This window comes from Nocardioides sp. JQ2195 (genome assembly GCF_012272695.1).
Taxonomy (GTDB): Bacteria; Actinomycetota; Actinomycetes; order Propionibacteriales; family Nocardioidaceae; genus Nocardioides.
Genome location: NZ_CP050902.1, coordinates 916,624 through 942,151, shown reverse-complemented (window position 1 = coordinate 942,151; position 25,528 = coordinate 916,624). Strand labels below are relative to the sequence as shown.

Below are 25,528 nucleotides of genomic sequence, written 5' to 3'. Positions count from 1 at the left end.
CCCCGGTCGTGGCAGCGGCCGGTCGGGGCCGTCGGCCCTCGGGACCGGAGGTCAGATGTCGCTCTGGACGCCCGCGAGCAGCTGACGGGCCATCACGATGCGCTGCACCTGGTTGGTGCCCTCGTAGATCTGGGTGATCTTCGCGTCGCGCATCATCCGCTCGACCGGGTAGTCGCGGGTGTAGCCGTAGCCACCGAGCACCTGGACCGCGTTGACGGTGACCTCCATGGCCACGTCGGAGGCGAAGCACTTGGCGGCCGCGCCGAAGAACGTCAGGTCCTTGTCGCCACGCTCTGAACGACCGGCAGCGGCGTAGGTCATCTGGCGCGCGGCCTCGACCTTCATGCCCATGTCGGCGAGCATGAACTGCAGGCCCTGGAAGTCGGCGATCGACGTGCCGAACTGCTGGCGCTCCTTGGCGTACTCGAGCGCGTAGTCGAGGGCACCCTGGGCGACACCGACGGCCTGGGCCGCGATCGTGATGCGGGTGTGGTCGAGGGTCTTCATCGCGATCTCGAAGCCCTGACCCTCCTCCCCGATGATGCGGTCGGCGGGGATGCGCACGTTGTCGAAGTAGACCTCGCGCGTGGGCGAGCCCTTGATGCCGAGCTTCTTCTCGGGCGCGCCGAAGGAGACGCCCTCGTCGGACTTCTCCACGACGAACGCGGTGATGCCCTTGGTGCGCTTCTCCGGGTCGGTCATCGCGAGCACGGTGTAGAACTCGGACTCGCCGGCGTTGGTGATCCACCGCTTCACGCCGTTGAGCACCCAGTGGTCGCCGTCCTTGACCGCACGGGTCTTCTGGTTGCCGGCGTCGGAGCCGGCGTCGGGCTCGGACAGGCAGTAGGAGAAGCCGCCCTCTCCCCCGGCCAGCTTGCCGAGGTACTTCGCCTTGAGCTCCTCCGAGCCGCCGATCTGGACGGGCAGCGAGCCGAGCTTGTTGACCGCTGGGATCAGGGAGGACGACACGCAGGCGCGGGCGACCTCCTCGATGATCAACACGGTGGCCAGGGCATCGGCGCCGGCGCCGCCGTACTCCTCGGGAACGTGGGCGGCGTGGAAGTCCGCGGCCTGCAGGGCCTCGGCGGCCTCCCTCGGGAAACGGGCCTCCTCGTCGACCTCGGCGGCGAACGGCGCGACCTTGGCGTCGCAGACCGCGCGCACGGCCTCACGGATCGCTTGGTGCTCCTCGGACAGGGCGTACATCGGGTACTCGGACATCACGGCTCTCCTCAGATGGTGCGGTACGGCGTACCTTACTAGTGGCACTCAGTACCACCAAGCCGGTAGGGTGCGTCCATGCCCACCTCGACCCGCGCCCGCCTCGTCGACGCAGCCTTCGCGCTCTTCGAGGAGCAGGGCTTCCACGAGACCACGGTCGAGGAGATCACCGCCCGCGCCGGGACCGGACGCACGACGTTCTTCCGGCACTTCCGCGGGAAGGAGGACGTGGTGTTCCCCGACCACGACCTCCTGCTCCCCAGGGTCGAGGCCCGGCTGGCCACCGCGACGGGGACCACCCGAGAGGTCGCACTGCGCGAGGCCGCGCGGATCGTGCTCGACCACTACCTGGAGGAGGGCGCGACCGCCCGGGCCCGCTATCGCCTGACCCGCACGGTCTCGTCGCTGCGCGACCGCGAGGACGCCAGCGCCCAGCGCTACCTGCGGCTGTTCCGCCAGCAGATCAGCACGTGGATCGGTGACGAACCGGACGGCGCCCTCCGTGCCGAGCTGCTCGCCGCGGCTGTCATCACCGCGCACAACCACGTGCTCCGGCGCTGGCTGCGCGAGGAGACCGATGACGTGGACGCGGCCTTCGACGCCGCACTCGCTCGCGCCCTCTCCGGCACCTCGCCGACCCGGGCCGTCTCCTCGACAGTCGTGGTGCACACCGGGTCCCCCGACGTCGAACAGGTCCTGCGCGAGGTACGGCGCGCACTCACGCCCCACGACTGACGCGCCGACGCGTGGCTAGGCTGGGCCCATGAGCGAGTGGCAGAACCAGGCAGCGATCGACTTCATGCTCGACGAGTGCAGGACGTGGGCGGTGGTCGGCCTCTCGGACCACCCGGAGCGTACGGCGTGGCGCATCGCCGCGCTCCTCCAGCAGCACGGCAAGAAGATCGTGCCGATCCACCCGGACGCCCCGGTGGTGCACGGCGAGCAAGGCTACGCCAGCCTGGCCGAGGTGCCGTTCGAGGTCGACGTGGTCGACGTCTTCCGACGCTCCGAGGCCGCCGGCCAGTTCGCGGACGAGGCCGTCGCCATCGGGGCCAAGGGCGTGTGGTTCCAGCTCGGAGTCATCGACGAGGCGGCCTTCACACGGGCCCGCGACGCGGGCCTGCGGGCCGTCATGGACACCTGCCCCGCCATCGAGTGGGGCAAGCGCGGGCAATGAACCAGCCCGGCGAGGACCTCGTCATCGGCGCCGGCCCGGGCCTGGGAGACGGCCTCGTGGTGCCGGCCGGTGAGCTGGTCGAGCGGTTCTCCCGCTCGCCGGGCCCGGGGGGCCAGTCGGTGAACACCGCCGACTCCCGCGTCGAGCTGGTCCTCGACGTCGCCACCAGCACTGCGCTGAGTCCGGCCCAACGTGAGCGGGCGCTCTCCCGCCTGCCCACGAGCACGGTCGTGGTCACCGCCTCCGAGCATCGCTCCCAGTTCCGCAACCGGGCCGCGGCGCGGGAGCGGCTCGGCGTACGCCTGCGCGAGCTCCTGGCGCCGCCCGCGCCACCACGACGCCCCACGAAGCCGACCCGAGGCTCGCAGCGCCGCCGCCTCGAGGCGAAGAAGCAGCGCTCGATCACCAAGTCACTGCGCGGGCGCGTCACGGAGTGAGTGTCCCTGCCGCCGGTGCTTGCACCGGCACGGCACACTGACCTGATGAACAGTGCTCCGCCGGAGGGCGACCCTGACGAGCGTGCCGGTTTCGACACCACGGAGGGATCCCGGTGGCACAGATTCCGCACCGGGTGGACCGTCTTCCGCCGCAAGCACGCCAAGGCACTGATCGCGGCGGGCGTCGTCCTGGTGGTGCTGCTCGGCTCCGGTGGCTACTACCTGTGGTCCCTGAACGCCAAGCTCGACAACATCGAGCGCTTCTCGACCGACACCCTCGGCGATCGCCCCGACCCCAACGAGGGCGACGCGGTCAACATCCTGCTCCTGGGCTCGGACGCCGGGAAGAAGATCCCGGGCGAGAGCCAGGACACCACACTGGCCGAGGACGTCGACAGCGACACGTGGCCCATCGGCAAGTACCGCAGCGACACGTTGATGGTCGTGCACATCACCGCCGACCGGAAGCACATCTACGTCACGTCGATCCCACGCGACAGCTTCGTGATGATCTACGACGAGACGGGCGAGCCGACCCACGAGAACAAGATCAACGCAGCCTTCTCCGAGTTCGGCCCCGTGGGCACGCTGTCGACCGTGGAACACCTGACCGAGATGCGCATCGACCACGTCGCGATCATCGACTGGGCCGGGTTCAAGGACCTGTCCACCGCCGTGGGCGGGGTGCCCGTAACCATTCCCGAGACGTTCTACGACGACAAGCAGAAGGTCGAGTGGAAGGCCGGCTCCTACAACCTCGAGGGCGAGCGGGCCCTGCAGTACGTCCGCACCAGGCACGGCCTGCTGCGCGGAGACTTCGACCGGATCGATCGCCAACAGAACTTCCTGCGGTCACTGATGAAGAAGGTGCTCGAGGCGGGCACCCTCACCAAGCCGCGCAAGCTCTCCGACACGCTCGAGGCGATCACGGACCACCTCACCGTCGACGACGCCTGGAAGAACGGTGACATCCGCGGTCTCGCGCTCTCACTGCGCGGCACCAAGGCCGAGGAGGTCAAGTTCCTCACCGTGCCGATCGGAGGCACCCCGACGATCGACAAGTACGGCTCGATCGTGGAGCTCGACCAGCGCCGGACCGACGAGCTCTTCGCGATGATGCGCGCGGGCCGGATGAGCGCCTACGTGGAGAAGCACCCCGACGAGCTCCTCGGCGACGAGGACGAGATCAGCTGAGTCCTGGCTGACGGCTCATCGCACCCGCACCCGCCGGGCCACCGAACGTGCTGGGAGATAGCGGTCGCTCTTCCTCACCCTCGCTCGATAGCGTCCGGTGCGCCGGACCTCCACCTTCTTGCGCCAGTCGCCGTAGGCGCCGATGCGGGTCCTGGCGATCTGGCGCCAGGACCCACCCTCGGGCTTGAAGTCGATGCGCACGCGCACGAACTTGCGGTTGTGGTAGCCGCAGTCCAGCCCGAAGCCGGTCCCGCGATCCCACCGACCACGCAGGACCACCTGGTGGCCGCGTCCGACTGCGCGCTTCGGCTTCTTCATCCGGACCCGGTCGGCGTAGCGGATCACGGTCCGCGCCGTCCCGTCCACCATCTCGTCGCCGACGTGGACGTTCACCTGCAGCTTCCCGACCCCGGCATCGTGCCCTTCGCCGCACAGCAGCAGCGGTCGCTCGATGGTCGTGCGTCCCGTCGCCGTGGCCGTTCCCGACACGGTCGAGCCATCGATCGTGTGGCCCTGGGAGTCCTGGCCGCGCAGGTTCACCCAGTAGTCCTCACCCGCGGAGACGTCGAAGGAGACCCTGATGGAGTAGTCCTCCCGGCACCCCGTGCGCAGTCGCATCCGGCTGGGTCCCCTGACCGTCACGTTGTGCTCGCCCGCGCCCGCCGCCCGGACGGTCGTCTCCGCAGCTGCGCTGGTCGGAGCTGCGCCGGCCGGCGGTGCCGCGCCGACGGTCCCCGGCAGCACCGCTGCCACTGCCAGGCACACGCCGGCGCCGATGGAGCGAACCCGTGCCGGTCGTGACCTCATGCCGGCAGTCCTACCCTGCGGGTCGGTCCACAAACCTGCGGGCAGGCTCCTACTGGCCGAAGCCCACCGTGCGTGGTCTCTGGGCGTCCCGGACAGCCTGGCCCTTGCCGCGGGCCATCTCGGCGAGTGACTCCTGGTAGGCGACCAGCTCCTGCTGCAGCGCGTCGTCCGAGGTGGCCAGGATCCGCGCAGCCAGGATGCCCGCATTCTTCGCGTTGCCGATGGCCACCGTGGCGACCGGGATGCCGCCGGGCATCTGCACGATCGAGAGCAGGGAGTCCATGCCGTCGAGATACTTCAGCGGGACCGGGACCCCGATCACCGGCAAGGGGGAGACCGCCGCGAGCATGCCGGGCAGGTGGGCAGCTCCCCCGGCTCCGGCGATGATCACCTTGAGGCCACGCCCGGCGGCCTCACGACCGTAGGCCATCATCTCGTCGGGCATGCGGTGCGCGGAGACGACGTCGGCCTCGTGGGGCACGCCGAGCTCCTCGAGGATGTCCGCGGCCGCCTTCATCACCGGCCAGTCGGAGTCGGAACCCATCACGATGCCCACACGGGCAGTGGTCTCGCTCATGTCACTCGCTCTCGTTCCCCAGGTCGCCCCGGAACCACGCGGCCGCGTGCCGGGCTCGTTCAAGGCAGTCGTCGAGGTCGTCGCCGTAGGCGTTGACGTGGCCCACCTTCCGCCCCGGACGCCACTCCTTGCCGTAGAGGTGCACGCGCAGCTCCGGGTCGCGCGCCATCGCGTGCGGGAAGCCGTCGTACAACCGCCCGGGGCCCTCCCCCTCGCGTGCCTCGGCACCGAGGATGTTGACCATCACGGTCCACCTCACCCGCGGCGCGGGCGAGCCGAGCGGGAGGTCCATGACGGCGCGCAGGTGGTTCTCGAACTGGCTCGTGACCGCACCGTCCTGGCTCCAGTGGCCGGTGTTGTGCGGACGCATGGCCAGCTCGTTGACCAGCACCCGGCCATCGGTCGTCTCGAAGAGCTCCACGGCCAAGATGCCGGTCACGTCGAGCTCCCCGGCCACCGTCAGCGCGATCTGCTGGGCCTGCGCAGCGAGGTCGGGCGACAGGTCCGGCGCCGGTGCGATCACCTCGTGGCAGATGCCGTCCTTCTGCGTCGAGGCGACGACGGGGTAGGCCGCCGCCTGGCCGCTGGGCGATCGGGCCACGAGGGCCGACAGCTCCCGACGGAAGTCGACGAGCTCCTCGGCGAGGATCTGCACGCCGCTCGCAGCGGCGGCCTCGAAGGCCTCGGCGCAGTCCTCCACGGAGCGGACCACCCAGACCCCCTTGCCGTCGTACCCGCCGCGGGTCGTCTTGAGAACCGCGGGGAAGCCGAAGGCCTCGACCTCGGCGACGTCGGCAACGAGCGCGTGCCGGGGGCACGGGATGTCGAGTGCGGTCAGGCGCTCGCGCATCACGCCCTTGTCCTGGGCGTGCACCAGGGCATCAGGTCCGGGGCGCACGGCGACCCCGGCGGCCTCGAGCGCGTGCAGGTGGTCCGTGGGCACGTGCTCGTGGTCGAACGTGACCACCGCGCACCCCTCGGTCACCGCGCGCAGGGTGTCGAGGTCACGATGGTCGCCCACCTGCTGGTCGACGATCACCTGGGCAGCGGAGACGCCCTCCGCCTCGGCGAGCAGCCGCAGCGGCAACCCCAGGGCGATGGCGGGCTGGGCCATCATCCGAGCGAGTTGTCCGCCACCGATCACGGCGAGCGTGGGGGCCAGTTCAGAAGCATTGGGCACCTGGGAACCCTATCGAGTCACAGGACGCGGACCGCGATCGGTTCGACCAGGCCGAAGCCACGCAACGGCCGAGCCGGCAGCGCCCGCGTGTCGAAACGATCCTCGGGCAGCATGGCCGACGTGGCCTCGTCCACGATCACCCGGTTGCGTCGGGCCACCGCGGTCAGCCGGGCGGCGAGGTTCACCGGCGGGCCGAAGACGTCTCCCATGCGCATCACCACGCCACCGCTGGCCAGGCCGAGGCGTACGTCGGGCATCCGGGGGTCGCGGCCGATCACCCCGATGATCCCGTCGGCGATCTCGAGCGCGCGGACCGGGTCGTCGGAGATGAACAGCACCGAGTCACCCAGGCTCTTGATGACGCGTCCTCCACGGGACGAGACGACGTCGTGGCACCGCGACTCGAACACCTCGACGAGGTCGCCGACCCGTTCCTCGCCGATCTCGTTGGACAGCGCGGTGAACGCGACGATGTCGGCGAAGCCGACGGTGACCTCCGTGGTCTTGAGCTCCTCGTCGTCCGAGCCCAGGGACTCGATCCGGGAGACCGCCGCGGCGAGGTGCCGCCGAAAGGCATAGATGAGCAGGTGCTCGAATGGCTCCCCGACGTTCGCGAGGAGGGCCAGAGCGGCCGCGAGACGCGTCTGCGCCGTTCCCTCTCCCCCGGGCAGCTGGGGCACCAACGCGGCCACCTCCCAGTCGGCCAGGCGGGCCATCGTGGTGCCGAGCGCCCGGGTGAGGTTCAGCGCGGTGTCGAAGTCGATGACCTCGGCATCGACGGTGGACTGCAGCAGGCTGAGCGCATCCACGTCCGCCCGGGTGAAGGCGACCTCGGCCTCGTCGTACTCCGGGAAGCCGAGTGCCCGCCACAGGCGGCGGGTCACATCGACATCGACCTCGGCGACCCGGGCGATCTCGTCGGAGGTGTACTCGGGGTCCGTCCCCAGGATGGCCCGCACCAGGTCGTCGCGGGTGAGGGGTCGGCCAGCGTCAGGCGCCATCGTCGTGGCGCTGCTCCGACAGGCGGTGCAGCTCGTCGGACACCTTCAGCTGGACCTGCTCGACGCGTGGGATGTCGTGGAGCTCGACCCGCCCCTGCTCGCTCGCGTCGGAGACCACCAGGGTGCCGCAGCCGAAGATGCGGTCGACGACGCCGATCTCGAAGTCGACACCGCTGATCCGGTTGAGCGGGATCGTGCGGCCCTCCTTGGCGATGAAGCCCGAGCGGGCCAGGAAGCGCCGGTTGGTGAAGGTGTAGGAGGTCGTCAGCCACGACAGGAACGGACGCACCACCCACCAGACGATGACGACTGCCGCGATCACCCACACGGCGATGTCGATCACCTTGCCGGTGGTGCCGTCGCCGAAGGTGCCGAGGTAGATCGCGAGGGCGAGCGTCACCAGCAGCACGATGATCGGCAGGAAGAGTGCCTTGACGTGGGTTCGGGTCGTCACGATGACGTGTTCGCCCTCGTTGAGGAGCTTCTGAGAGATGGCCACGGACAGATCATGTCAAACAATCGGTCACCGCACGTGGATGACGTCACCTGCGCCCACCGTGACCGGTCCGGAGGTCGACTCCACGACGAGCTGGCCACCGGCGTCCAGCCGGCTGGCACGCCCCTCCAGCGGCTCGGCCGACGGCAGCTCCACCCGCACCTCGCGGCCCAGCGTCACGCAGGCGGCGGCGTACGCCGTCCGCACCGTCCCGAGGTCGTCGAGCCCGGCCATCGTCCTCTCGAGTGACGCCAGCAGGGTGTTGAGCAGGGCGGTGCGATCGGGCACCTCCCCCGTCTCGAGGGCCAGCGATGTCGCGGTGGCGACGGGGAGCTCGTCCCGGCCCAAGGAGACGTTCAGCCCGATGCCGATGACGGCCGCCGGACCCTGTGGGGTCTCGTTGCGCTCCACGAGGATGCCGGCCAGCTTGCGTCCCTCGACCAGGACGTCGTTGGGCCACTTGAGCCCGATGCCCGGGACGGACCCGACGAGCGCCGAGTGGACGGCGACCCCGACGGCCAGCGGGATCCAGGGCCAGCTGGCGGGCGGCAGGTCGGGGCGGTGCAGGAGCGAGAAGGTCAGGCAGGCACGCGGCGGGGTCTCCCAGACCCGGTCGAGGCGTCCGCGGCCCGCCGTCTGGTGCTCGGTGACGACCACGCTCCCGTCGTCTGCACCGGCCCGGGCGCGGTCGGCCAGCTCGGCGTTCGTGGACCCGGCCGTGGCCAGGATCTCCACCCGCGACGGGAGCCGATCGGGGTCAAGGGGTGGGCGCGGGTGGGGGCTCGTGGTCATGGGCACTAGATTGGCCCACGACCACGCGAGGAGGCCAGCACCACTATGACCACAGCCGAGAATGAGCCGCAGATCGACGTCCACACGACGGCCGGCAAGCTCCAGGATCTCGAGCGTCGGCTCGACGAAGCCGTGCACGCAGGCAGCGCCAAGGCTGTCGAGAAGCAGCATGCCAAGGGACGCAAGACCGCCCGGGAGCGCATCGAGCTGCTCTTCGACGAGGGGTCCTTCGTCGAGATCGACGAGCTGGCCCGCCACCGCTCCACGGCCTTCGGCCTCGAGCAGAACCGTCCCTACGGCGACGGCGTCGTCACCGGCTACGGCACGGTCGACGGCCGCCAGGTCTGCGTGTTCTCCCAGGACTTCACCGTCTTCGGAGGCTCCCTCGGCGAGGTCTACGGCGAGAAGATCACCAAGGTGATGGACCTCGCCATCAAGACCGGCTCCCCGATCATCGGCATCAACGAAGGCGCCGGAGCCCGCATCCAGGAGGGTGTGGTCTCGCTCGGCCTCTACGGCGAGATCTTCAAGCGCAACGTGCACGCCTCCGGCGTCATCCCCCAGATCTCGATGATCATGGGCAACTGCGCCGGCGGGCACGTCTACTCCCCCGCGGTCACCGACTTCACGATCATGGTCGACGGCACCTCCGGCATGTTCATCACCGGCCCCGACGTCATCAAGACCGTCACCGGTGAGGACGTGACGATGGAGGAGCTCGGCGGCGCGCGAACCCACAACACCAAGTCCGGCAACGCGCACTACATGGCCTCCGACGAGGAGGACGCCTTCGAGTACGTGAAGGCACTGCTGGCCTACCTGCCGCAGAACAACCTCGACGAGCCCCCGGCGTTCGACCCAGAACCCGGCGCAGCGGCCGACGTCCTTGAAATCTCAGACCTCGACAAGACCCTCGACACGCTGATCCCGGACTCCCCCAACCAGCCCTACGACATGCACACGGTCATCGAGAACGTCCTCGACGACGAGGAGTTCCTCGAGGTGCAGTCGATGTTCGCACCGAACATCATCGTGGGCTACGGCCGCGTCGAGGGCCACCCGGTGGGCGTCGTCGCCAACCAGCCGATGCAGTTCGCCGGCTGCCTCGACATCGACGCCTCGGAGAAGGCCGCACGCTTCGTGCGCACCTGCGACGCCTTCAACATCCCGGTCCTCACCTTCGTCGACGTGCCCGGCTTCCTGCCCGGCACCGACCAGGAGTGGAACGGCATCATCCGCCGCGGCGCGAAGCTGATCTACGCCTACGCCGAGGCCACGGTCCCGCTGATCACGACGATCACCCGCAAGGCCTACGGCGGCGCCTACGACGTGATGGGCTCCAAGCACCTCGGTGCCGACCTCAACGTCGCGTGGCCGACCGCCCAGATCGCCGTGATGGGCGCCCAGGGTGCGGCCAACATCGTGCACCGCAAGACGCTGGCGGCCGTCGAGGCCGAGGGCGGCGACGTCGAGGCACGTCGTGCCGAGCTGGTCGACGAGTACGAGACCACGCTGGCCAACCCCTACATCGCCGCCGAGCGTGGCTACGTCGACACCGTGATCATGCCCCACGAAACCCGCACCGAGATCGTTCGCGGACTGCGCCTGCTCCGTTCGAAGCGGGAGATCCTGCCCGCCAAGAAGCACGGGAACATCCCGCTGTGAGTGGGAGCCCGCGCGGCCGGATCCCGGCGTACGACGCCACCAGGAGGGCGGAGCTGTGAGTGACGAGACCGGAGCAGGCACGACCCAGCCGATGCTGAAGGTCGTCAACCCCGACGCGACTCCGGAGGAGATCGCCGCGCTGGTGGCGGTCTTCTCGTCGCTCGGAACCGCCGAGGAACCGAAGAAGAAGCGCGGCTCGGAGTGGTCGGCGCTGCACCGTCGGGTGCGCGTCAACCACCCCCACGGACCGGGTGGCTGGCGCTCCAGCGGTCTGCCCCGCTGATCCTGGACCCACCGACGACAACGTGTGGGATCCGACGTACCTGGTACGTCGGATCCCACACGTTGTCGCATTTCAGTTGAGCTGCGCCCCGGCGCCCGCAGGCAGGGCCGGCCAAGGTCGCACCGCCTGACTCCCGGTCGTGGCCATACTGGGTGGGTGACCACGAACAGCATCACCGACGTCCCGGGCATCCGGGTGGGCCAGGCCGAGCGCATCGGCGACGGCTGGTTGAGCGGCACGACGGTCGTGCTCGCACCGCCGGAGGGTGCGGTCGGCGGAGTCGACGTACGCGGTGGTGGACCGGGCACCCGCGAGACCGACCTGCTCGACCCACGCAACCTGGTCGAGCGGGTGCAGGCGATCGTGCTCAGTGGTGGTTCCGCGCTGGGCCTGGCCTCGGTCGACGGAGTGGTCCAACGACTGTTGCGCGACGGGATCGGCTTCCCGATGGGCGGTCCGGGCGAGGTGGTGCCGATCGTTCCGGCCGCGGTGCTCTTCGACCTGGGACGTGGTGGCACGTTCGCCCATCACCCCGATGCCGAGCTGGGTGCGCGGGCCTACGACGCCGCGGCTGCCGACGTACGACTGGGCACGCACGGGGCCGGGACCGGCGCGCGAGTCGGTGGGCTGAAGGGAGGCATCGGCTCGGCGTCGGTGCGCCTCGACGACGGCACGACGATCGGCGCGCTCGTCGCGGTGAACGCCGTCGGCTCGGCGGTCGATCCCACCACCGGAGAGCTCTACGCCGCCCGCCACTGCCTGCCCGGCGACCTGCCCCCACTCCGCCTTCCTGCTCCGGCCGAGCTCGACGACGCCCGCGGGGCCGCCGCCCAGGACCCGGCGCCGGTCAAGCCGCCCCTGGCCACGACCATCGGCGTGATCGCCACCGATGCCACCCTGACCAAGGCCCAGTGCGCGAAGCTCGCCGGGATCGGCCACGACGGACTCGCCCGCGCGATCAACCCGGTGCACACCATGTTCGACGGCGACACCATCTTCGCGATGGCCACGGGCTCCGGCGAGCCCACCGGCGTGCTGGCCCTGCAGGCCATGCTCGGCCCGGCTGGTGACTGCGTGACGCGCGCCGTGGCCCGGGCCGTGCTCGCTGCCGAGTCGGCCGGTGGCATGCGCAGCTACCGCGACGCCTTCCCCTCGGCACTGCTCCCCCCTGACACTGCCTGAGCTCGCCCTCCGTTGCGCACGGCACCGGGATGCCGCGCACGCGACGTGGGAGCCGCAAGCGGGCAGGATGGTCCGCGTGATGATTCCTCGCGCGATCCAGGACGGCATCGTGGCCGGCGAGCTCGACCTGGCCTTCCGCCGGTGGAACCGGCCGATGCATCGGGTCGGCGGATCACAACGCACGCCGGTCGGAGTGATCCGCTTCGATGCGGTCGACGTGGTCGACCCCGGCCGGATCACCGAGGACGAGGCCCGCCGCTCGGGGTTGCCGCTCGACGAGCTCCTCGAGCGCCTGTCCCGCAAGGAGGGCGACGTCTACCGGATCAGGATGAGCTTCGCCGGCGCCGACGAGCGGGTGGCGCTGAGGGAGAAGAACCGGCTCGGACCGAAGCAGCGTGCCGAGCTCGTGGACCGGTTGGCAGCGATGGACGCGCGCAGCAAGCACGGTCCCTGGACCCGCTCCCACCTCGAGCTGATCGCCGCACGGCCCGGTGAGCTGGCCGAGACGATCGCCGCAGACGTCGGTCGCACGAAGCTGCCGTTCAAGGCGGACATCCGCCGGCTCAAGGAACTGGGCCTGACCGAGAGCCTGCGGCCGGGTTACCGACTCTCACCACGAGGCCGGGCCCTGCTCAGGCACCTGCGGTCGCGTGACTGACCCGACGCCGGCCCGAGAAGGACCCGAGATGGGCCCGAGATGGGATCCGGAGACCGGGTGCCACGGGTGACCGTCCCCGGCGAGCCTCGACCTGCGCGTCCGGTGGCCTCGCAGCCTCCCGGCCAGGACGTGCACCGCCCGGCCGGAATGTCGGCCGGGCGGTTCCTGCTCCCCGGGTACCCCGGAAAACGGGAGCACTAGGGTGGGCGGTGTGACTGAACAGCGACCCGTCGATGCCCTTGCCGACCGCTTCGTCGAGGAGTACGCCGCCCTCGACCCGATCAGCGCCACCTACCTCGGCATCGCCGGGCACGACGACGCGCTGACCGACCTCTCCCCCGACGGGTTCGCCGCCCGCGAGCAGCTGACCCGCACGGCGCTCGCGGACGCCACGAGTGCGTCGCCCAGTGACGAGCGGGAGGCGGTCGCGCGTGACGCGTTCCTCGAACGCCTCGGCCTCGACGTCGAGATGGTCGACGCCGGGCTCAACCGCAGCGACTTCTCGGTGATCAGCAGCGGGCTGCACGAGATCCGCCAGGTCTTCGACCTGATGCCGTCCGATGGCGAGGAGGCGTGGAGCAACCTCAACGCCCGCGTCGCCGCCGTCCCCCAGGCCCTGCAGGGCTACCGGATCACGCTGGCCGAGGAGGCGAACAAGGGCAACGTCGCTGCCGCGCGGCAGTACGCCGAGGTGGCCACCCAGGTGCGCAACTGGACCGGCCAGGAAGGCAAGGGCGGAGACTTCTTCGGAGATCTCGTGAAGGGGTGCGACGTCGACGGCGCGCTCAAGGACGAGCTCGGCGTCAACGCCCGCGCCGCGACCCGTGCGATGGCTGACTTCGGCGTGTTCCTCGAGGACGAGATGGAGCCGCGGGGCCGCAGCAACGAAGCCGTCGGCCGCGAGCACTACTCGTTGGCCTCGCGCCAGTTCCTCGGCGCCACGGTCGATCTCGAGCAGACCTACGCGTGGGGCTGGGAGGAGCTCAAGCGCATCGAGGACGAGATGACCACGACCTCGAACCTGATCCTCCCCGGGAGCAGCATCGACGAGGCCGTCGCCCACCTCGACGCCGATCCCGCGCGCCGCATCGAAGGTCGCGAGGAGTTCCGGCAGTGGATGCAACAGCTCGCTGACAGGACGCTGTCCGAGATGGCCGGCACCCACTTCGACATCCCCGAGCCGATCCGGCGCATCGAGTGCATGCTGGCCCCGACCAACGACGGCGGCATCTACTACACCGGTCCTTCGGAGGACTTCACCCGCCCGGGTCGCATGTGGTGGTCCGTGCCCGACGGCATCGACAGCTTCTCGCCGTGGCGCGAGGTCACCACGGTCTTCCACGAGGGAGTGCCCGGCCACCACCTGCAGGTCGGCCAGACCACCTACCGCAAGGAGCTGCTCAACCGTTGGCAGCGGCTGATGTGCTGGGTCAGCGGCCACGGCGAGGGCTGGGCGCTGTACGCCGAACGGCTGATGGACGACCTCGGCCACCTCGCGGACCCCGCCGACAAGCTCGGCATGCTCGACGGCCAGGGCTTCCGCGCCGCCCGGGTGATCGTCGACATCGGCATGCACCTCGAGCTCGAGATCCCGAAGGACAACCCCTTCGGCTTCCACCCCGGTGAGACGTGGACGCCGGCCCTGGGCCTGGAGTTCATGCGCCAGCACTGCCGGATGGACGACCCCACCATCGTGTTCGAGGTCAACCGATACCTCGGCTGGCCGGGCCAGGCCCCGTCCTACAAGGTCGGCGAGCGGATCTGGCTCGATGCCCGCGACGAGGCGAAGGCACGCAAGGGCGCCGACTTCGACCTCAAGGAGTTCCACACCGCCGCGCTCAACCTCGGCTCACTCGGGCTGGACCCGCTCAAGTCCGCCCTGGCCCGGATCTGAGGGACGGATGGCACAACGACTGGTCCTGGCCTCGAAGTCACCCGCCCGACTGGCCGTCCTGCAGGCCGCCGGTGTCGACCCCGAGGTGATCGTCTCCGGGGTCGACGAGTCCCAGCTCGACGGGTTGCCGCCGAGCGAGCTCGCCCTCCAGCTGGCCGAGCTCAAGGCGGCTGCTGTCGCCGGTCAGCTGACCGGGGACCGGCTCGTGCTGGGCTGTGACTCGGTCCTCGAGCTCGACGGGTTGGCCCTGGGCAAGCCCGGCTCCCCCGAGGAGGCCACGAGCCGTTGGCTGGAGATGCGCGGACGCGCCGGGGTCCTGCACACCGGCCACGCGCTGCACCACCTCGCATCGGGTCGGGTGGCCGCCGCAGCCGCAGCAACCACCGTGCACTTCGCCCACGTCACCGACGCCGAGATCGCGGCGTACGTCGCCACCGGTGAGCCACTGCACGTGGCCGGAGCGTTCACCATCGACGGCCTCGGCGGCGCCTTCGTCACACACGTCGAGGGCGACCACCACAACGTCGTCGGCCTCAGCCTGCCGTTGCTGCGCGACATGCTCGCCGAGCTAGGAGAGTCGTGGGTCGACCTCTGGCGATCCTGAGTCACCGGTCGCGTCATCGAGCTGGCGGGCAGCGCCCCGGGGCAACACGCAGTTGCCCGGCAGCGGCATCGCACTGGTGCCGGCCAAGGTGGCCGGCGCGTAGTTCTTCTGGCTGAAGATCACCTGGCGGAAGAGGTAGAACCGGGCCACCATGCCGAGACCCAGGCCGACCACGTTGGCCGCGATGTTGTCGGCGAACGCGGAGTCGTGGTCGAGCAGGTTGCGGCTGATCCACAGGCAGCCGATCGGTAGCGCCATCGTGGCCACGTTGATCACGAGGTACGCCGTGCGGCCGCCGTCCGCGTGGGCCGTCTCGCGGTTCTTGAACGCCCAGCTGCGGGTGCCGCGATAGCTGATCACCATGCCGATCGTGTTGGCCAGCACGTAGGCCATCGTCGGTTGCTCGTTCATCCACGGCTCGTCGGTGATCGAGAAACCGTGCACGAGGAAGTTGAACAGCAGGAACGCCACGAAGGTCGCCACCCCACCGACGGCGAGGAAGCGCAGTGTCTCGTCGAGGAGACGCTTCGCGCGTGGTCCCATGGTCATCGAGATTACTCGAAGGACGCGGCTTTCGTTGCCTCACCGGCCGATACGCCGAACGGCGAGCTCGATGCGGAGTCGCTGCGCGAGCCGCGGTGTGGCGGGTGGCGGGCTCAGCGCGACGACGTCACCATCCCGTCACTCGACCGGCAGGCCCAGTCCGCGTGCGATCAGCATGCGCTGCACCTCGGAGGTGCCCTCACCGATCTCGAGGATCTTGGCGTCGCGGTAGAAGCGGGCCACCGGGTACTCCTCCATGAAGCCGTAGCCGCCGAAGACCTGGGTGGCGATGCGGGTCGCGGTCACCGCCGACTCCGAGGTGTGGAGCTTGGCGATCGACGCAGCCTGCTTGAAGTCCTTCTGCGAGGCCCCGGCGTCCTTCATCGCGGCAGCCTTGTAGGTCAGCAGCCGCCCGGCCTGCAGCATCACGTCGAGGTCGGCGATCTGGAAGGCCACGCCCTGCTTGCGACCGATCGGACCACCCATCGTCTGCCGGTCGAGGGCGTACTCCACGCAGAGGTCGCGGCAGGCCTCGATCAGGCCGACGGCCAGGGCTGCGATGGCGACCCGGCCGTCGTCCAGCGTGGCCAGGAACTGGGCAAAGCCACGCCCGCGCTCACCGAGGAGGTTCGTCGAGGGGACGTGCACGTCCTCGAAGGACAGCGGGTGGGTGTCGGAGATGTGCCAGCCGAGCTTGTCGTAGGCCTTCTCCGCGGTGAACCCGGGCGTCCCGGCGGGAACGATGATGGTGCTGATCTCGGCACTGCCGTTGTCGCGGGTGCCGGTGCGGGCCGTCACCGTGACGAGCGAGGTGATCTCGGAGCCGGAGTTGGTGATGAACTGCTTGGCCCCGTTGACGACCCACTCGTCGCCGACCAGCTCGGCCTTGGTCTTGGTGGCGCCCGCATCGGAGCCGGCACCCGGCTCGGTGAGACCGAAGCCGGCCAGCTTCCTGCCGGCCACGAGGTCGGGCAGGTGGGCCTGCTTCTGCGCGTCGTCGCCGAAGGTCAGGATCGGGTTGATGCCGAGACCGACGCCGGCCTCGAGCGTGATGCCCATCGACTGGTCGATCCGGCCGAGCTCCTCGATGGCCAGGCACAGCGAGGTGAACGGGCCGTCCTCGGGAGCCAGCCCCGCTCCGCCGAACTCCTCGGGAGCGGTCAGGCCGAACAGGCCGAGGTCACCCATCTTGTGCACGACATCGACCGGGAAGTGGTGGTCCTTGTCCCACTGCGCGACGTGCGGCGCGATCTCGGCCTCGGCGAAGTCGCGGACGGACCGGCGGAACTCTTCGTGCTCACGGGACAACTCGAACGACCCTGACATCACTGCCTACCTCTTCATGGGAAATCTGTCGACGTACGTCCACCATGCTCCTACGCTTACGTTGACGTAAAGCAAGGTCGAGACCAGCTCGACGACCGAAGGACGGCGATGCCGGTGGTGACCACCTGGACGATCCGCCAGCTCGCCGACGAGTACGCCGTCAGCCTGCGCACCCTGCGCCACTACGAGGACCTCGGGTTGCTGCACCCGGTGCGTGTGGGTGTCGCCCGGGAGTACCACCAGCGCGACAGGATCCGTCTCGAGCTGATCCTGCGGGGAAAACGGGTCGGCTTCTCCCTCGACGAGATCTCGGTGATCGTCAACATGTACGACGAACCGCCGGGCGAGGCGGGCCAGCTCAACTACCTCATCGACCAGTGCGACGTACGCCGGCGCGCGCTGGAGCAGCAGCGCCGTGACATCGACGCCACGATCGCCGACCTCGACGGCATCGAGGCTCGCTGTCGCGAGGACCTCGGCCAGCTGGTCGGGAGGAAACGGCGCCGGCCCTCCCGCGACGACGAGCCACCCGCGCACGAGGCCGCGCCCCTGTGAGTCGGGGCGGGCACACCAACCGCGAGAGATCCACCACCCGGAACCGGTCATCACCCTTCGCCGCTCTGCCCCTAGACTCCGTGAGTGGTGCCCGATGCCGGTCACCCACGAACCTGTGAGCAGTCGAGGAGAATCCGTGCCCGAGATCAAGCCGTTGCAGAAGGTCCTCATCGCCAACCGAGGCGAGATCGCCGTGCGCGTCATCCGTGCCTGCAAGGACGCCGGGATCAGCTCGGTCGCCGTCTATGCCGAGCCGGATCGTGACGCACTGTTCGTGCGCCAGGCCGACGAGGCGCACTCCCTCAACGGAGCGACGCCCGCCGACAGCTACCTCGACATCGCCAAGATCATCAACGTGGCCAAGGAGTCCGGTGCGGACTCCGTGCACCCCGGCTACGGATTCCTCGCCGAGAACGCCGAGTTCGCGCAGGCCGTGCTCGACGCCGGCCTGATCTGGATCGGCCCCAGCCCCGCGGCCATCGAGGGCCTCGGTGACAAGGCCAAGGCCAAGCAGATCGCCCTCGCCGCCGGCGCCCCCTTGGCCCCCGGCCTCAAGGACGCCGTCGAGGGCCCCGACGAGATCGTCGCGTTCGCCAAGGAGCACGGCCTCCCCGTTGCCATCAAGGCAGTCTTCGGCGGCGGCGGTCGTGGCCTCAAGGTCGCCCGCACGCTCGAGGAGATCCCCGAGCTCTTCGAGTCCGCGACCCGTGAGGCGATCAGCGCCTTCGGCCGTGGCGAGTGCCTCGTCGAGAAGTTCCTCGACCGCCCCCGCCACGTCGAGACCCAGTGCCTGGCCGACCAGCACGGCAACGTCGTGGTGGTCTCCACCCGCGACTGCTCCCTGCAGCGCCGCCACCAGAAGCTGGTCGAGGAAGCACCCGCGCCGTTCCTCACCGACGAGCAGAACCAGCGCCTCTACGAGTCATCGAAGGCGATCCTGAAGGAGGCCGGCTACGTCGGCGCCGGAACGTGCGAGTTCCTGGTCGCGGCCGACGGCACCATCTCGTTCCTCGAGGTCAACACCCGTCTGCAGGTCGAGCACTGTGTCTCCGAGGAGGTCACCGGGATCGACCTGGTCCGCGAGATGTTCCGCATCGCGGCCGGCGAGGAGCTCGGCTACGACGACCCCGAGGTCAGGGGCCACTCCATCGAGTTCCGGGTCAACGCCGAGGATCCGGGCAACAACTTCATGCCCGCCCCCGGCACCCTGACCGAGTGGGCGCCCCCGAGCGGCCCCGGCATCCGCCTGGACTCCGGCTACGAGGTGGGCGAGACCGTCCCCGGCTCGTTCGACTCCCTGGTCGCCAAGCTGATCGTGACCGGCAAGGACCGCACCCAGGCCATCGAGCGCTCGCGTCGTGCGATCTCCGAGTTCCGTGTCGACGGCATGCCGACCGCGTTGACCTTCGACGAGGTCGTGCTCGACGACCCGGCGTACGTCGGCGCCTCGAACCCGTCAGGCGAGGGCGAGTTCACGGTCTACACCACGTGGATCGAGACCGACTTCGACAACCAGATCCCGGCCTGGTCCGGAGCCACGGCCGAGGCCGACGAGCCCGAGGAGCGCCAGAAGGTCACCGTCGAGGTCGGCGGCAAGCGTCTCGAGGTCGTCCTGCCCGGTGGGCTGGGAGGCCTGGCTGCAGCTGGTTCCGGCGGCGGTGCCAAGAAGCCGAAGCGCAAGGCCAAGAAGGCCGGCGCCGCAGCCTCCGGTGACGCGGTCACCTCCCCCATGCAGGGCACCATCGTGAAGGTGGCCGTCGAGGAGGGCGCCAGCGTCGCCGAGGGTGACGTCGTCGTCGTGATCGAGGCGATGAAGATGGAGCAGCCGATCAAGGCGCACAAGGCCGGAACCGTGACATCTCTCGAGGCCGAGGTGGGCGCCACCGTCACCCAGGGCGCAGTGATCTGCGAGCTCAAGGACTGACCCGTGGCCTCTGCGGCCACTGAGCAGGACTTCGCCGGCACCGTCGCCGAGATCGTGGCGCACCTCGACCAGGACCCGGTCCTGGTCGAGGAGGTCATGGGCAACGGGCACACCGAGGCGATCCGCGAGGCGCTGGGTGCCAAGGCCGCGACGAGCCCGGTCCCGGTGCACGTGGTGCTCACCAAGGCACCCGTCGGCCTCACGACCGACAACACCGCCGAGGAGCTGCTCACGTTGCTCCACGCCCGCTCGGGCGAGGACGGCGTCTGGTTCGTGGCCACCGCCGACACGGGACACACCGCACTGGCCGTCTACGGCGACATCGACCCGAAGGTCGACAACGACGAGACCGAGCTCTCCCTGGCCGTGAGCCGCGCCGAGGACCAGGTGGCTGCCGCGATCCGGTCCGACTGCGCCGACTGCTTCTCCACCCCCGTGATCGAGGCAGGGCTGGTGCTCGACTCGGTGAACGCCGGGCTGTCCGGCGGACGTGACGATCCCCTCAGCCCGGCCCAGGTCGACGCCTACACCGCCTCGACGTGGCAGGGCACCCAGACCAGGACCGGGATCCACGACGACGCGGAGATGCCGACACCGGGCCTCTATGCGGTCGTGGCCACGATGACGGCGCTGTGCGTCGCGGTGGTCGCCTATCGACTGCTGCAGGCCGTCGGAGGCGCCACGCACCCACCCCTCGGCTCCAAGGATGCCACCAGCACGCGGTCTCCCTCCCGGTCGTCCTCGTCGCCCGTCGGTCGGTCGACGGTCCGTGGTCCACGGGAGGAGCTGCGACACTGGCAGGCGAAGGCCACGGCGGAGACCCGCACGCTCGCAGGCGTGCTCGGCAGCGGCGACGAGCTCGACGACTGGCAGCGTCGCGACGTTGCCTCCACGTGCCTGGACCGCGCCGAGCCACGCATCGCGTCCGACGACTTCCTCGAGGTCCTGGGAGCACTGGTGCTGGCGCGCACCGGCATGCACGCCCTCACCCGGGAGCAGGGGCAGTACCGCTGCTGCTACGTCGACCCGCGCCATGGGTTCGCCGACACCAGGTCACCGCTCGGTGGCGGCGTCAGTGTGCCGGTGTGCCGATCCTGCGCGAAGTCCCTGGAGCGGGGCTCCGGGCTGGAGCCGCTCACCGAGGAGACGCTCGCCGGGCGACGCCCCTACTACGAGGGCTCGACGGTCTGGGCGATGAGCGGCTTCGGGTCGCTCGGCGGCGACTGGTGGAAGCAGGTCCCGCGATGACGGGCTCCGGGGTGACTGCCACGCGCCGACGAGTGCTCCGCGGGCTGGTGTCCTTGGTCGTTGCCTGCGGGCTGGGCGCCGGATCGGCGGTGCTCGCCACCCAGGTGCTGCACGACCGACGAGCCGACGCCGTGTCCGCCCGGGCTGCTGCGTTGGCGCCCGAGGCGCGCGTCGACCGGGTGCGTCATGCACTGGACGGGTTGCGCGACGACGGCGTCAACGTCGCTCCCGACGCCCGCGACCTGCTCGACCCGGCGGGGGAACGGAAGGTGGCCCGGGCAATCGCAGCCTCGACCACACCGGTCAAGGTGGTGGTCTGGACCGAGACCAGCTTCGCCGGGGCATCGCGTTTCGACCTGGTCCAGCAGCTCGAGGCCGGGTTGGCGGAAGGCGGCGGCCACGGCGTCTACCTGGTGTGGGAGGGGCCGGAGAAGGGCACCCTCGACACCTACGGCAGGAACGGCTACATCTCGTCCATCTCGACCCACGAGGACTTCGCCGGGGATCCCGCGATCACCATCCCCCGTCTGGTCAGGCAGGTCGACGAGCAGGTCGAGTGGACCGACACGAACGAGGACTTCGACTACTACGGCGGAGTCGGCGGCGGCATCGGGATCGGTGCCCTCTACGCCGTCGGGGTGCTGCTGGGCGTCGGCCTGGTCCACGGACTGATCGTCCTGGTGACCAAGCGACGCCTGCCCGGAGGCTGGCGCTGGTGAGGAGCAACGCGATGGACCAGGACGACCTGGCGAGGATCCACGAGGAGCTGGCCAAGGACGGGGTCTTCGTCCACCCCTCCCTCGCCGACCTCGTCACTCCCGCGGACGAAGCAGCCCTCGAGCAGGAGGCCGCGCGTGCCGAGCACCCGACGTACGTCGTGGTGTGGCCGCTGCGCGAGAGCGACACCTACGGCGGCAAGGCCTCGGACCTGCTGACCCGCTTGCACGACGAGTACCCGGAGCCGGGGATCTACCTCTCCACCACGACGAGGCTGGAGCCGACCGACCACACCAGCGTCGAGGTCGACGGCCGGCAGTGGGGCATCCCCGGCGAGGCCGACGGCGACCTCTCCGAGTGGGCCGTCGAGATGGTGGTCGACCAGGAGGAGCACCAAGACATCCCGTCGGCGATGGGTCGCACGCTCGAACTGCTGGACATGGATCCCGACCAGGTCGCCGAGCTGAACGACGAGCTGCTGGCACAGGGGGCGGCGACGCGCGGCGACGGACCCGAGGACGATGACGGATGGCTGCCCGGCGGCCTGACCACGGTGCTGGTGGCGGCGCTGGCGGTCTTCGTCGCCTGGCGCGTGGCGGTGTCGTTCCGCAGGAAGCCGGCACCGCTGCCGAAGTCGGCGATGCGCCGGATTCGCGCGGCTCGAGCACGCGAGCTGCTGGCCCGTGCCCGCGACGAGTCCCAAGCACTGGGTGAGCAGCTCGACCAGGCGGAGATCGAGCCCGGCGACGATGCCGACTCGTGGCAGGCAGCACTCGACCACTACGCCGTCGTGCGCCGACTGCTCACTCCCGACGAGCCCGCCGAGCTCGACGTGGTCGGAGCCCTCGTGCTCACCCAGCGCGGACGTGAGGCGTTCGCCTGCGCCCGTGGCGGGAAGGCGTGGCAGCCGACCGCCACGTGCTACCTCAACCCGCTGCACGGCCAGGCTGGGAGGGGACGGCGCATCGAGTGGCAGGGCCGCACCCTCGAGGTCCCGGTGTGCGACGAGTGCCGCGAGGCGCTCCGGAGGAAGAAGGTGCCCGACATCCTCGACGTCGTCCACAAGGGCAGGCCGGTCCACTACTTCGAGACCGAGGTCGAGCCGTGGGCGTCGACCGGCTACGGAGCCTTGGAGCCCGACCTGATGGTCCGGCTGCACGACCACCGGTGACGTGGGGCGCTGACCCGGAGGGCCGTTCTGAAAGGGCCGCCCGGTGCAACCGAGCGGCCCTCCCCTCGCTCCCTCCCAGGAGAGAGGCTCGTCGGTGCGGCGCTCGACGTCTCCGGAGCGCATCCCACCATGCCCGTGCTGAGCACTCTAGGGCATCGGCCCCCGACTCCGTCGTGGCTGCTGTCACGCGTCGACCCCGCATCTCAGCCTCCCGGCAACCGTGATCCGGCGCCAGCTCGTCGAGTATCCTCACGGACGTGTTCCCGACGACCGCCCACGAGAAGGCCGTGCCCGGCGTGGTCAGCCAGGTCGCGGCACCGTTCGTGGGCGTGGTGACCCCCCTGGTCTCCGAGGGTGACCGAGTCCGTGCGGGCGACCCCGTCGCCCTCATCGAGGCGATGAAGATGGAGGCGGTGATCACCGCACCTGTCGACGGCACGGTCTCACGGCTGGCGATCGCCGACCCCCAGTCGGTCGAGGGCGGGGACCTGCTCATCGTCCTCTGAGGACTGTTGACTCTCCTTGGGGAAAGGTGCACCGTCACCGGACCGGTGAACGTCACCGGGGACGAGGATCTCCACATGGCACTCATGAACATCGGCGACTTCGCCGGGGAGTCGGGGCTGAGCGCGAAGGCGTTGCGCCTCTACGACGAGCTCGGACTGCTGACCCCGGCCGAGGTGGACCCGTTCAACGGCTACCGTCGCTATGCGCCTGCCCAGCTCCCCCGGGCCCGGCTGGTGGCCGGCCTGCGGCTGGTCGGGATGCCGCTGGCCCGGATCCGGCAGGTCATCCTCCTGCCGGATGAAGCTGCGGCCGTGGAGATCGAGGCCTACTGGCGCCAGGCCGAGGCGGACCACGCCTCGCGCCGCACGACGCTGGTCGGACTCGTCGCCAGGATGCACGAGAGGAAGACCCCCATGAACACCACCCACCCCACCCACCCCGAGCTCACCGCCAGTGCGGCACACCGCCACCGCCAGGGTGCCCGCAGGAGCCAACAGGATGCGGTCCTCACCGGAGCCGGACTCTTCGCGGTGGCCGACGGGTTCGGCAACCACGACGACGTCTCGTCGCGGGCGTTGGAGACACTCGTGGGACTGGAGGACTGCCACACCACCGACCCTGCCGCCGAGATCGAGGCGGCGGTCGCCCGGGCGGCCGCGGCAGTCCTGGAGGAGGTGGCCGAGTCGGACGGCACGACGCTGACGGCGCTCTGGCTCCACCAGGGCAGCGCGATCACCGCACACGTCGGCGACGCGCGCATCCACCTGGTCCGCGACGGGACGGTCCGGCGACTGACCCGTGACCACACCATGGTGGCCGAGCTCGTCGCCGAGGGGCGGCTCAACGAGGAGGAGGCCGCGGCCCACCCGAAGCGCATGCTGATCAACCGGGCCCTGGCTCCCGGTGCCCCGTCCGTCCCCGACATCGGGCTGACCACCGTGCGTCCCGGAGACCGGCTGGTGCTCACCACCGACGGTGTCCACTCGGTCCTGCAGGCGGCTGAGCTGGACGAGATGCTGGTCGCACCCGGAGACCCGGACACCGTCGCAGCAAGGATCTCCGCGGCGGTCGAGGACGCAGGGGCTCCCGACAACCACACCGTGGTGGTGATCGCGATCAGCGAAGGCTGATCCGCCACGCACTCAGGGCTTGAAGGTGAGCCAGGTCGACTTGAGCCCCAGGGCGAACCGCAGGCTGTCGCCGGAGATCGTCACGTTGCGCTTGCCCCCGACCAGGGTCAGGGACTCGATGCGACCCTTCCACTGGCCGTTGCCGTCGCGGCGGGTGACCTTGATCGACCTGAGGTTGCCGATGGCCGGCCAGGCCCGCTCGATCCGGGACACGTCGACCGACGTGCGCCACGTGTGGTTCGGGTTTCCCGACCACCCGTCGTACGGATCCTTCTTGGCCGGGAGGTAGGGGAACTGGTTGGCCGAGGTCCAGCCACCGCTGCTCGAGCTGAACTGCGTGAACGCGGGTTCGTCCTGGTGCGTGAGGATGCGTCCCCGGGTCTCCCTGACGGCGGCGTCCGCGCTCGGGTGCTCGCCCGAGACCCCGCGATAGACCTGACAGGCCGTGGTGTCGCAGATCTGGTAGTGCCCGGCACGCGGGTGGGCCTTCTCGTAGGCCCCGTAGGTGCGCGCCGCGACCGCCTGCGCCTGCACCGCGGCGGGCGTCCACGTGGCTGGCATCTCGGCCGGGACCACGCCCCTGACGTAGGTGTCGAGATCCACCGAGTTCACCGTGTCCCGATCGGTCGAGCCCGGAGTCGGGATCGCCGAGATCAAGCGACCGCGGTAGGCCTGCGTGGAACTGCCGAGACGGAGCCGGACCGGCCGACCTGCCGCCGAGAAGCTGACGCTGCCGTCGAAGGCCATCCACCGCTTCCAGCCCCCGTCGTGGAACTGCACCTTCGTGCGGGACGGGTCCTTGGCCGGCACCAGCCTCCACAGGCCGTCCCCCCGGTCGGGCACCTCGTGCACCACTCCGGTCGACTCCTTGGTGACCCTGAGCCGGCTGCGATGCTCCACCACCACGTCGGGGCTGGTGTCGGCGCTGATCAGTACGGCGATCCGCCCCTTGTCCCGGGCGACCTCGGTTCCCGGGTAGTAGAAGCCGACGATCTCGCGCCACCCGAGCCCTTGCCGCGCGGCGCCCTCGGCGCCGTACTGCGACATCCCGTGCCCGTGGCCGTAGCCGTGACCCACGATGGCCACCTTGCCCCGCGCCGGCATCGGATAGGTCTGGCTGACGCTGATCCCGTCACGCGCGATCGCGACCGTCGTGGCCACGGTCGCGTGACCCGTCGAGATGCTCGCCGGGAGCGCCAGGGCAGCACTCGAGACCGCGATCAGGAACGTACGCCGCAT

Annotated in this window: 27 protein-coding genes; 17 read left to right on the top strand and 10 right to left on the bottom strand. The window is 70.1% G+C overall.

Features of this window, described 5'->3' with window-relative positions; all coding sequences use genetic code 11:
* Positions 1-51 precede the first annotated feature (51 nt).
* Complete coding sequence (locus ncot_RS04425) at positions 52-1,221, bottom strand: acyl-CoA dehydrogenase family protein (protein WP_168616517.1); 1,170 nt, start codon at positions 1,219-1,221, stop codon at positions 52-54.
* Between the two features lie 78 nt (positions 1,222-1,299).
* Between ncot_RS04425 and ncot_RS04420 the strand changes: the two genes are divergently transcribed.
* From ncot_RS04420 to ncot_RS04405, 4 genes are read left to right on the top strand one after another with little or no spacing between them, the layout of a single operon-like run.
* On the top strand, positions 1,300-1,956 hold the full coding sequence (locus tag ncot_RS04420) for a TetR/AcrR family transcriptional regulator (protein WP_168616516.1): 657 nt from the start codon (positions 1,300-1,302) through the stop codon (positions 1,954-1,956).
* A gap of 28 nt (positions 1,957-1,984) precedes the next feature.
* Positions 1,985-2,398, top strand: a complete 414-nt coding sequence (locus ncot_RS04415; protein WP_168616515.1) for a CoA-binding protein — start codon at positions 1,985-1,987, stop codon at positions 2,396-2,398.
* Positions 2,395-2,835, top strand: coding sequence for an alternative ribosome rescue aminoacyl-tRNA hydrolase ArfB (gene arfB / locus ncot_RS04410; RefSeq protein ID WP_168616514.1), 441 nt, complete (start codon positions 2,395-2,397; stop codon positions 2,833-2,835). The genes ncot_RS04415 and arfB overlap by 4 nt, the downstream gene beginning before the upstream one ends.
* Before the next feature lie 45 nt (positions 2,836-2,880).
* Complete coding sequence (locus ncot_RS04405) at positions 2,881-4,029, top strand: LCP family protein (RefSeq protein ID WP_168616513.1); 1,149 nt, start codon at positions 2,881-2,883, stop codon at positions 4,027-4,029.
* Positions 4,030-4,044: 15 nt separating this feature from the next.
* Here ncot_RS04405 and ncot_RS04400 read toward each other — a convergent pair whose 3' ends face one another.
* The 6 genes from ncot_RS04400 to ncot_RS04375 all read right to left on the bottom strand — a co-directional run bounded on the left by ncot_RS04400 (position 4,045) and on the right by ncot_RS04375 (position 8,882).
* Positions 4,045-4,836, bottom strand: a complete 792-nt coding sequence (locus tag ncot_RS04400) for a hypothetical protein (RefSeq protein ID WP_168616512.1) — start codon at positions 4,834-4,836, stop codon at positions 4,045-4,047.
* 49 nt (positions 4,837-4,885) lie between these two features.
* Positions 4,886-5,413 carry a 5-(carboxyamino)imidazole ribonucleotide mutase gene (purE, locus tag ncot_RS04395; RefSeq protein ID WP_168616511.1) on the bottom strand — a complete coding sequence of 176 codons (528 nt, stop codon included), beginning with the start codon at positions 5,411-5,413 and terminating at the stop codon, positions 4,886-4,888.
* 1 nt (position 5,414) lies between these two features.
* Positions 5,415-6,530: a 5-(carboxyamino)imidazole ribonucleotide synthase gene (locus tag ncot_RS04390; protein ID WP_240938159.1), complete on the bottom strand. Its 1,116-nt coding sequence runs from the start codon at positions 6,528-6,530 to the stop codon at positions 5,415-5,417.
* An 80-nt stretch (positions 6,531-6,610) separates the two neighbouring features.
* Positions 6,611-7,594 (bottom strand): adenylate/guanylate cyclase domain-containing protein, encoded by a 984-nt coding sequence (locus ncot_RS04385; RefSeq protein ID WP_168616510.1) that lies wholly within the window; start codon positions 7,592-7,594, stop codon positions 6,611-6,613.
* Positions 7,584-8,093: a PH domain-containing protein gene (locus ncot_RS04380; RefSeq protein WP_168616509.1), complete on the bottom strand. Its 510-nt coding sequence runs from the start codon at positions 8,091-8,093 to the stop codon at positions 7,584-7,586. Before ncot_RS04380 ends, ncot_RS04385 begins: the two co-directional genes overlap by 11 nt.
* Positions 8,094-8,117: 24 nt before the next feature.
* Complete coding sequence (locus tag ncot_RS04375) at positions 8,118-8,882, bottom strand: biotin--[acetyl-CoA-carboxylase] ligase (RefSeq protein WP_168616508.1); 765 nt, start codon at positions 8,880-8,882, stop codon at positions 8,118-8,120.
* A gap of 45 nt (positions 8,883-8,927) precedes the next feature.
* On the opposite strand from ncot_RS04375, the gene ncot_RS04370 reads away from it, so the two are divergent.
* From ncot_RS04370 to ncot_RS04345, 6 genes are all read left to right on the top strand, one after another.
* On the top strand, positions 8,928-10,547 hold the full coding sequence (locus ncot_RS04370) for an acyl-CoA carboxylase subunit beta (RefSeq protein WP_168616507.1): 1,620 nt from the start codon (positions 8,928-8,930) through the stop codon (positions 10,545-10,547).
* A gap of 55 nt (positions 10,548-10,602) precedes the next feature.
* The gene (locus tag ncot_RS04365; protein WP_206065145.1) at positions 10,603-10,830 is read left to right on the top strand and encodes an acyl-CoA carboxylase subunit epsilon; all 228 of its coding nucleotides are present in this window, start codon (positions 10,603-10,605) and stop codon (positions 10,828-10,830) included.
* 156 nt (positions 10,831-10,986) lie between these two features.
* Entirely contained in the window at positions 10,987-12,012 is a 1,026-nt protein-coding gene (locus ncot_RS04360; RefSeq protein ID WP_168616506.1) for a P1 family peptidase, read from the top strand.
* Between the two features lie 79 nt (positions 12,013-12,091).
* Positions 12,092-12,670, top strand: a complete 579-nt coding sequence (locus tag ncot_RS04355) for a hypothetical protein (RefSeq protein WP_168619160.1) — start codon at positions 12,092-12,094, stop codon at positions 12,668-12,670.
* A 211-nt stretch (positions 12,671-12,881) separates the two neighbouring features.
* Entirely contained in the window at positions 12,882-14,564 is a 1,683-nt protein-coding gene (locus ncot_RS04350) for a DUF885 domain-containing protein (RefSeq protein WP_168616505.1), read from the top strand.
* Between the two features lie 7 nt (positions 14,565-14,571).
* Positions 14,572-15,168: a Maf family protein gene (locus ncot_RS04345; RefSeq protein WP_168616504.1), complete on the top strand. Its 597-nt coding sequence runs from the start codon at positions 14,572-14,574 to the stop codon at positions 15,166-15,168.
* On the opposite strand, the gene ncot_RS04340 is transcribed toward ncot_RS04345, so the two are convergent.
* Complete coding sequence (locus ncot_RS04340) at positions 15,133-15,717, bottom strand: GtrA family protein (protein ID WP_168616503.1); 585 nt, start codon at positions 15,715-15,717, stop codon at positions 15,133-15,135. The genes ncot_RS04345 and ncot_RS04340 overlap by 36 nt on opposite strands.
* 132 nt (positions 15,718-15,849) lie before the next feature.
* The gene (locus ncot_RS04335) at positions 15,850-17,037 is read right to left on the bottom strand and encodes an acyl-CoA dehydrogenase family protein (RefSeq protein WP_168616502.1); all 1,188 of its coding nucleotides are present in this window, start codon (positions 17,035-17,037) and stop codon (positions 15,850-15,852) included.
* Between the two features lie 108 nt (positions 17,038-17,145).
* On the opposite strand from ncot_RS04335, the gene ncot_RS04330 reads away from it, so the two are divergent.
* The 7 genes from ncot_RS04330 to ncot_RS04300 all read left to right on the top strand — a co-directional run bounded on the left by ncot_RS04330 (position 17,146) and on the right by ncot_RS04300 (position 24,289).
* Positions 17,146-17,592, top strand: coding sequence for a MerR family DNA-binding transcriptional regulator (locus tag ncot_RS04330; RefSeq protein WP_168616501.1), 447 nt, complete (start codon positions 17,146-17,148; stop codon positions 17,590-17,592).
* 136 nt (positions 17,593-17,728) lie between these two features.
* Complete coding sequence (locus ncot_RS04325) at positions 17,729-19,516, top strand: biotin carboxylase N-terminal domain-containing protein (RefSeq protein ID WP_240938061.1); 1,788 nt, start codon at positions 17,729-17,731, stop codon at positions 19,514-19,516.
* Positions 19,517-19,519: 3 nt separating this feature from the next.
* Positions 19,520-20,764, top strand: coding sequence for a hypothetical protein (locus ncot_RS04320; protein ID WP_168616499.1), 1,245 nt, complete (start codon positions 19,520-19,522; stop codon positions 20,762-20,764).
* Positions 20,765-20,775: 11 nt separating this feature from the next.
* A complete protein-coding gene (locus ncot_RS04315) occupies positions 20,776-21,483 on the top strand; it encodes a hypothetical protein (protein ID WP_168616498.1) in 708 nt (235 codons plus the stop codon).
* Positions 21,484-21,494: 11 nt separating this feature from the next.
* Positions 21,495-22,652 carry a hypothetical protein gene (locus ncot_RS04310; RefSeq protein ID WP_168616497.1) on the top strand — a complete coding sequence of 386 codons (1,158 nt, stop codon included), beginning with the start codon at positions 21,495-21,497 and terminating at the stop codon, positions 22,650-22,652.
* Positions 22,653-22,909: 257 nt separating this feature from the next.
* Entirely contained in the window at positions 22,910-23,158 is a 249-nt protein-coding gene (locus ncot_RS04305) for a biotin/lipoyl-containing protein (RefSeq protein ID WP_240938060.1), read from the top strand.
* Positions 23,159-23,233: 75 nt separating this feature from the next.
* Positions 23,234-24,289: a MerR family transcriptional regulator gene (locus tag ncot_RS04300; protein WP_168616496.1), complete on the top strand. Its 1,056-nt coding sequence runs from the start codon at positions 23,234-23,236 to the stop codon at positions 24,287-24,289.
* A 12-nt stretch (positions 24,290-24,301) separates the two neighbouring features.
* Here the strand turns inward: ncot_RS04300 and ncot_RS04295 are convergent, their stop codons facing one another.
* A complete protein-coding gene (locus ncot_RS04295; RefSeq protein ID WP_168616495.1) occupies positions 24,302-25,528 on the bottom strand; it encodes a SpoIID/LytB domain-containing protein in 1,227 nt (408 codons plus the stop codon).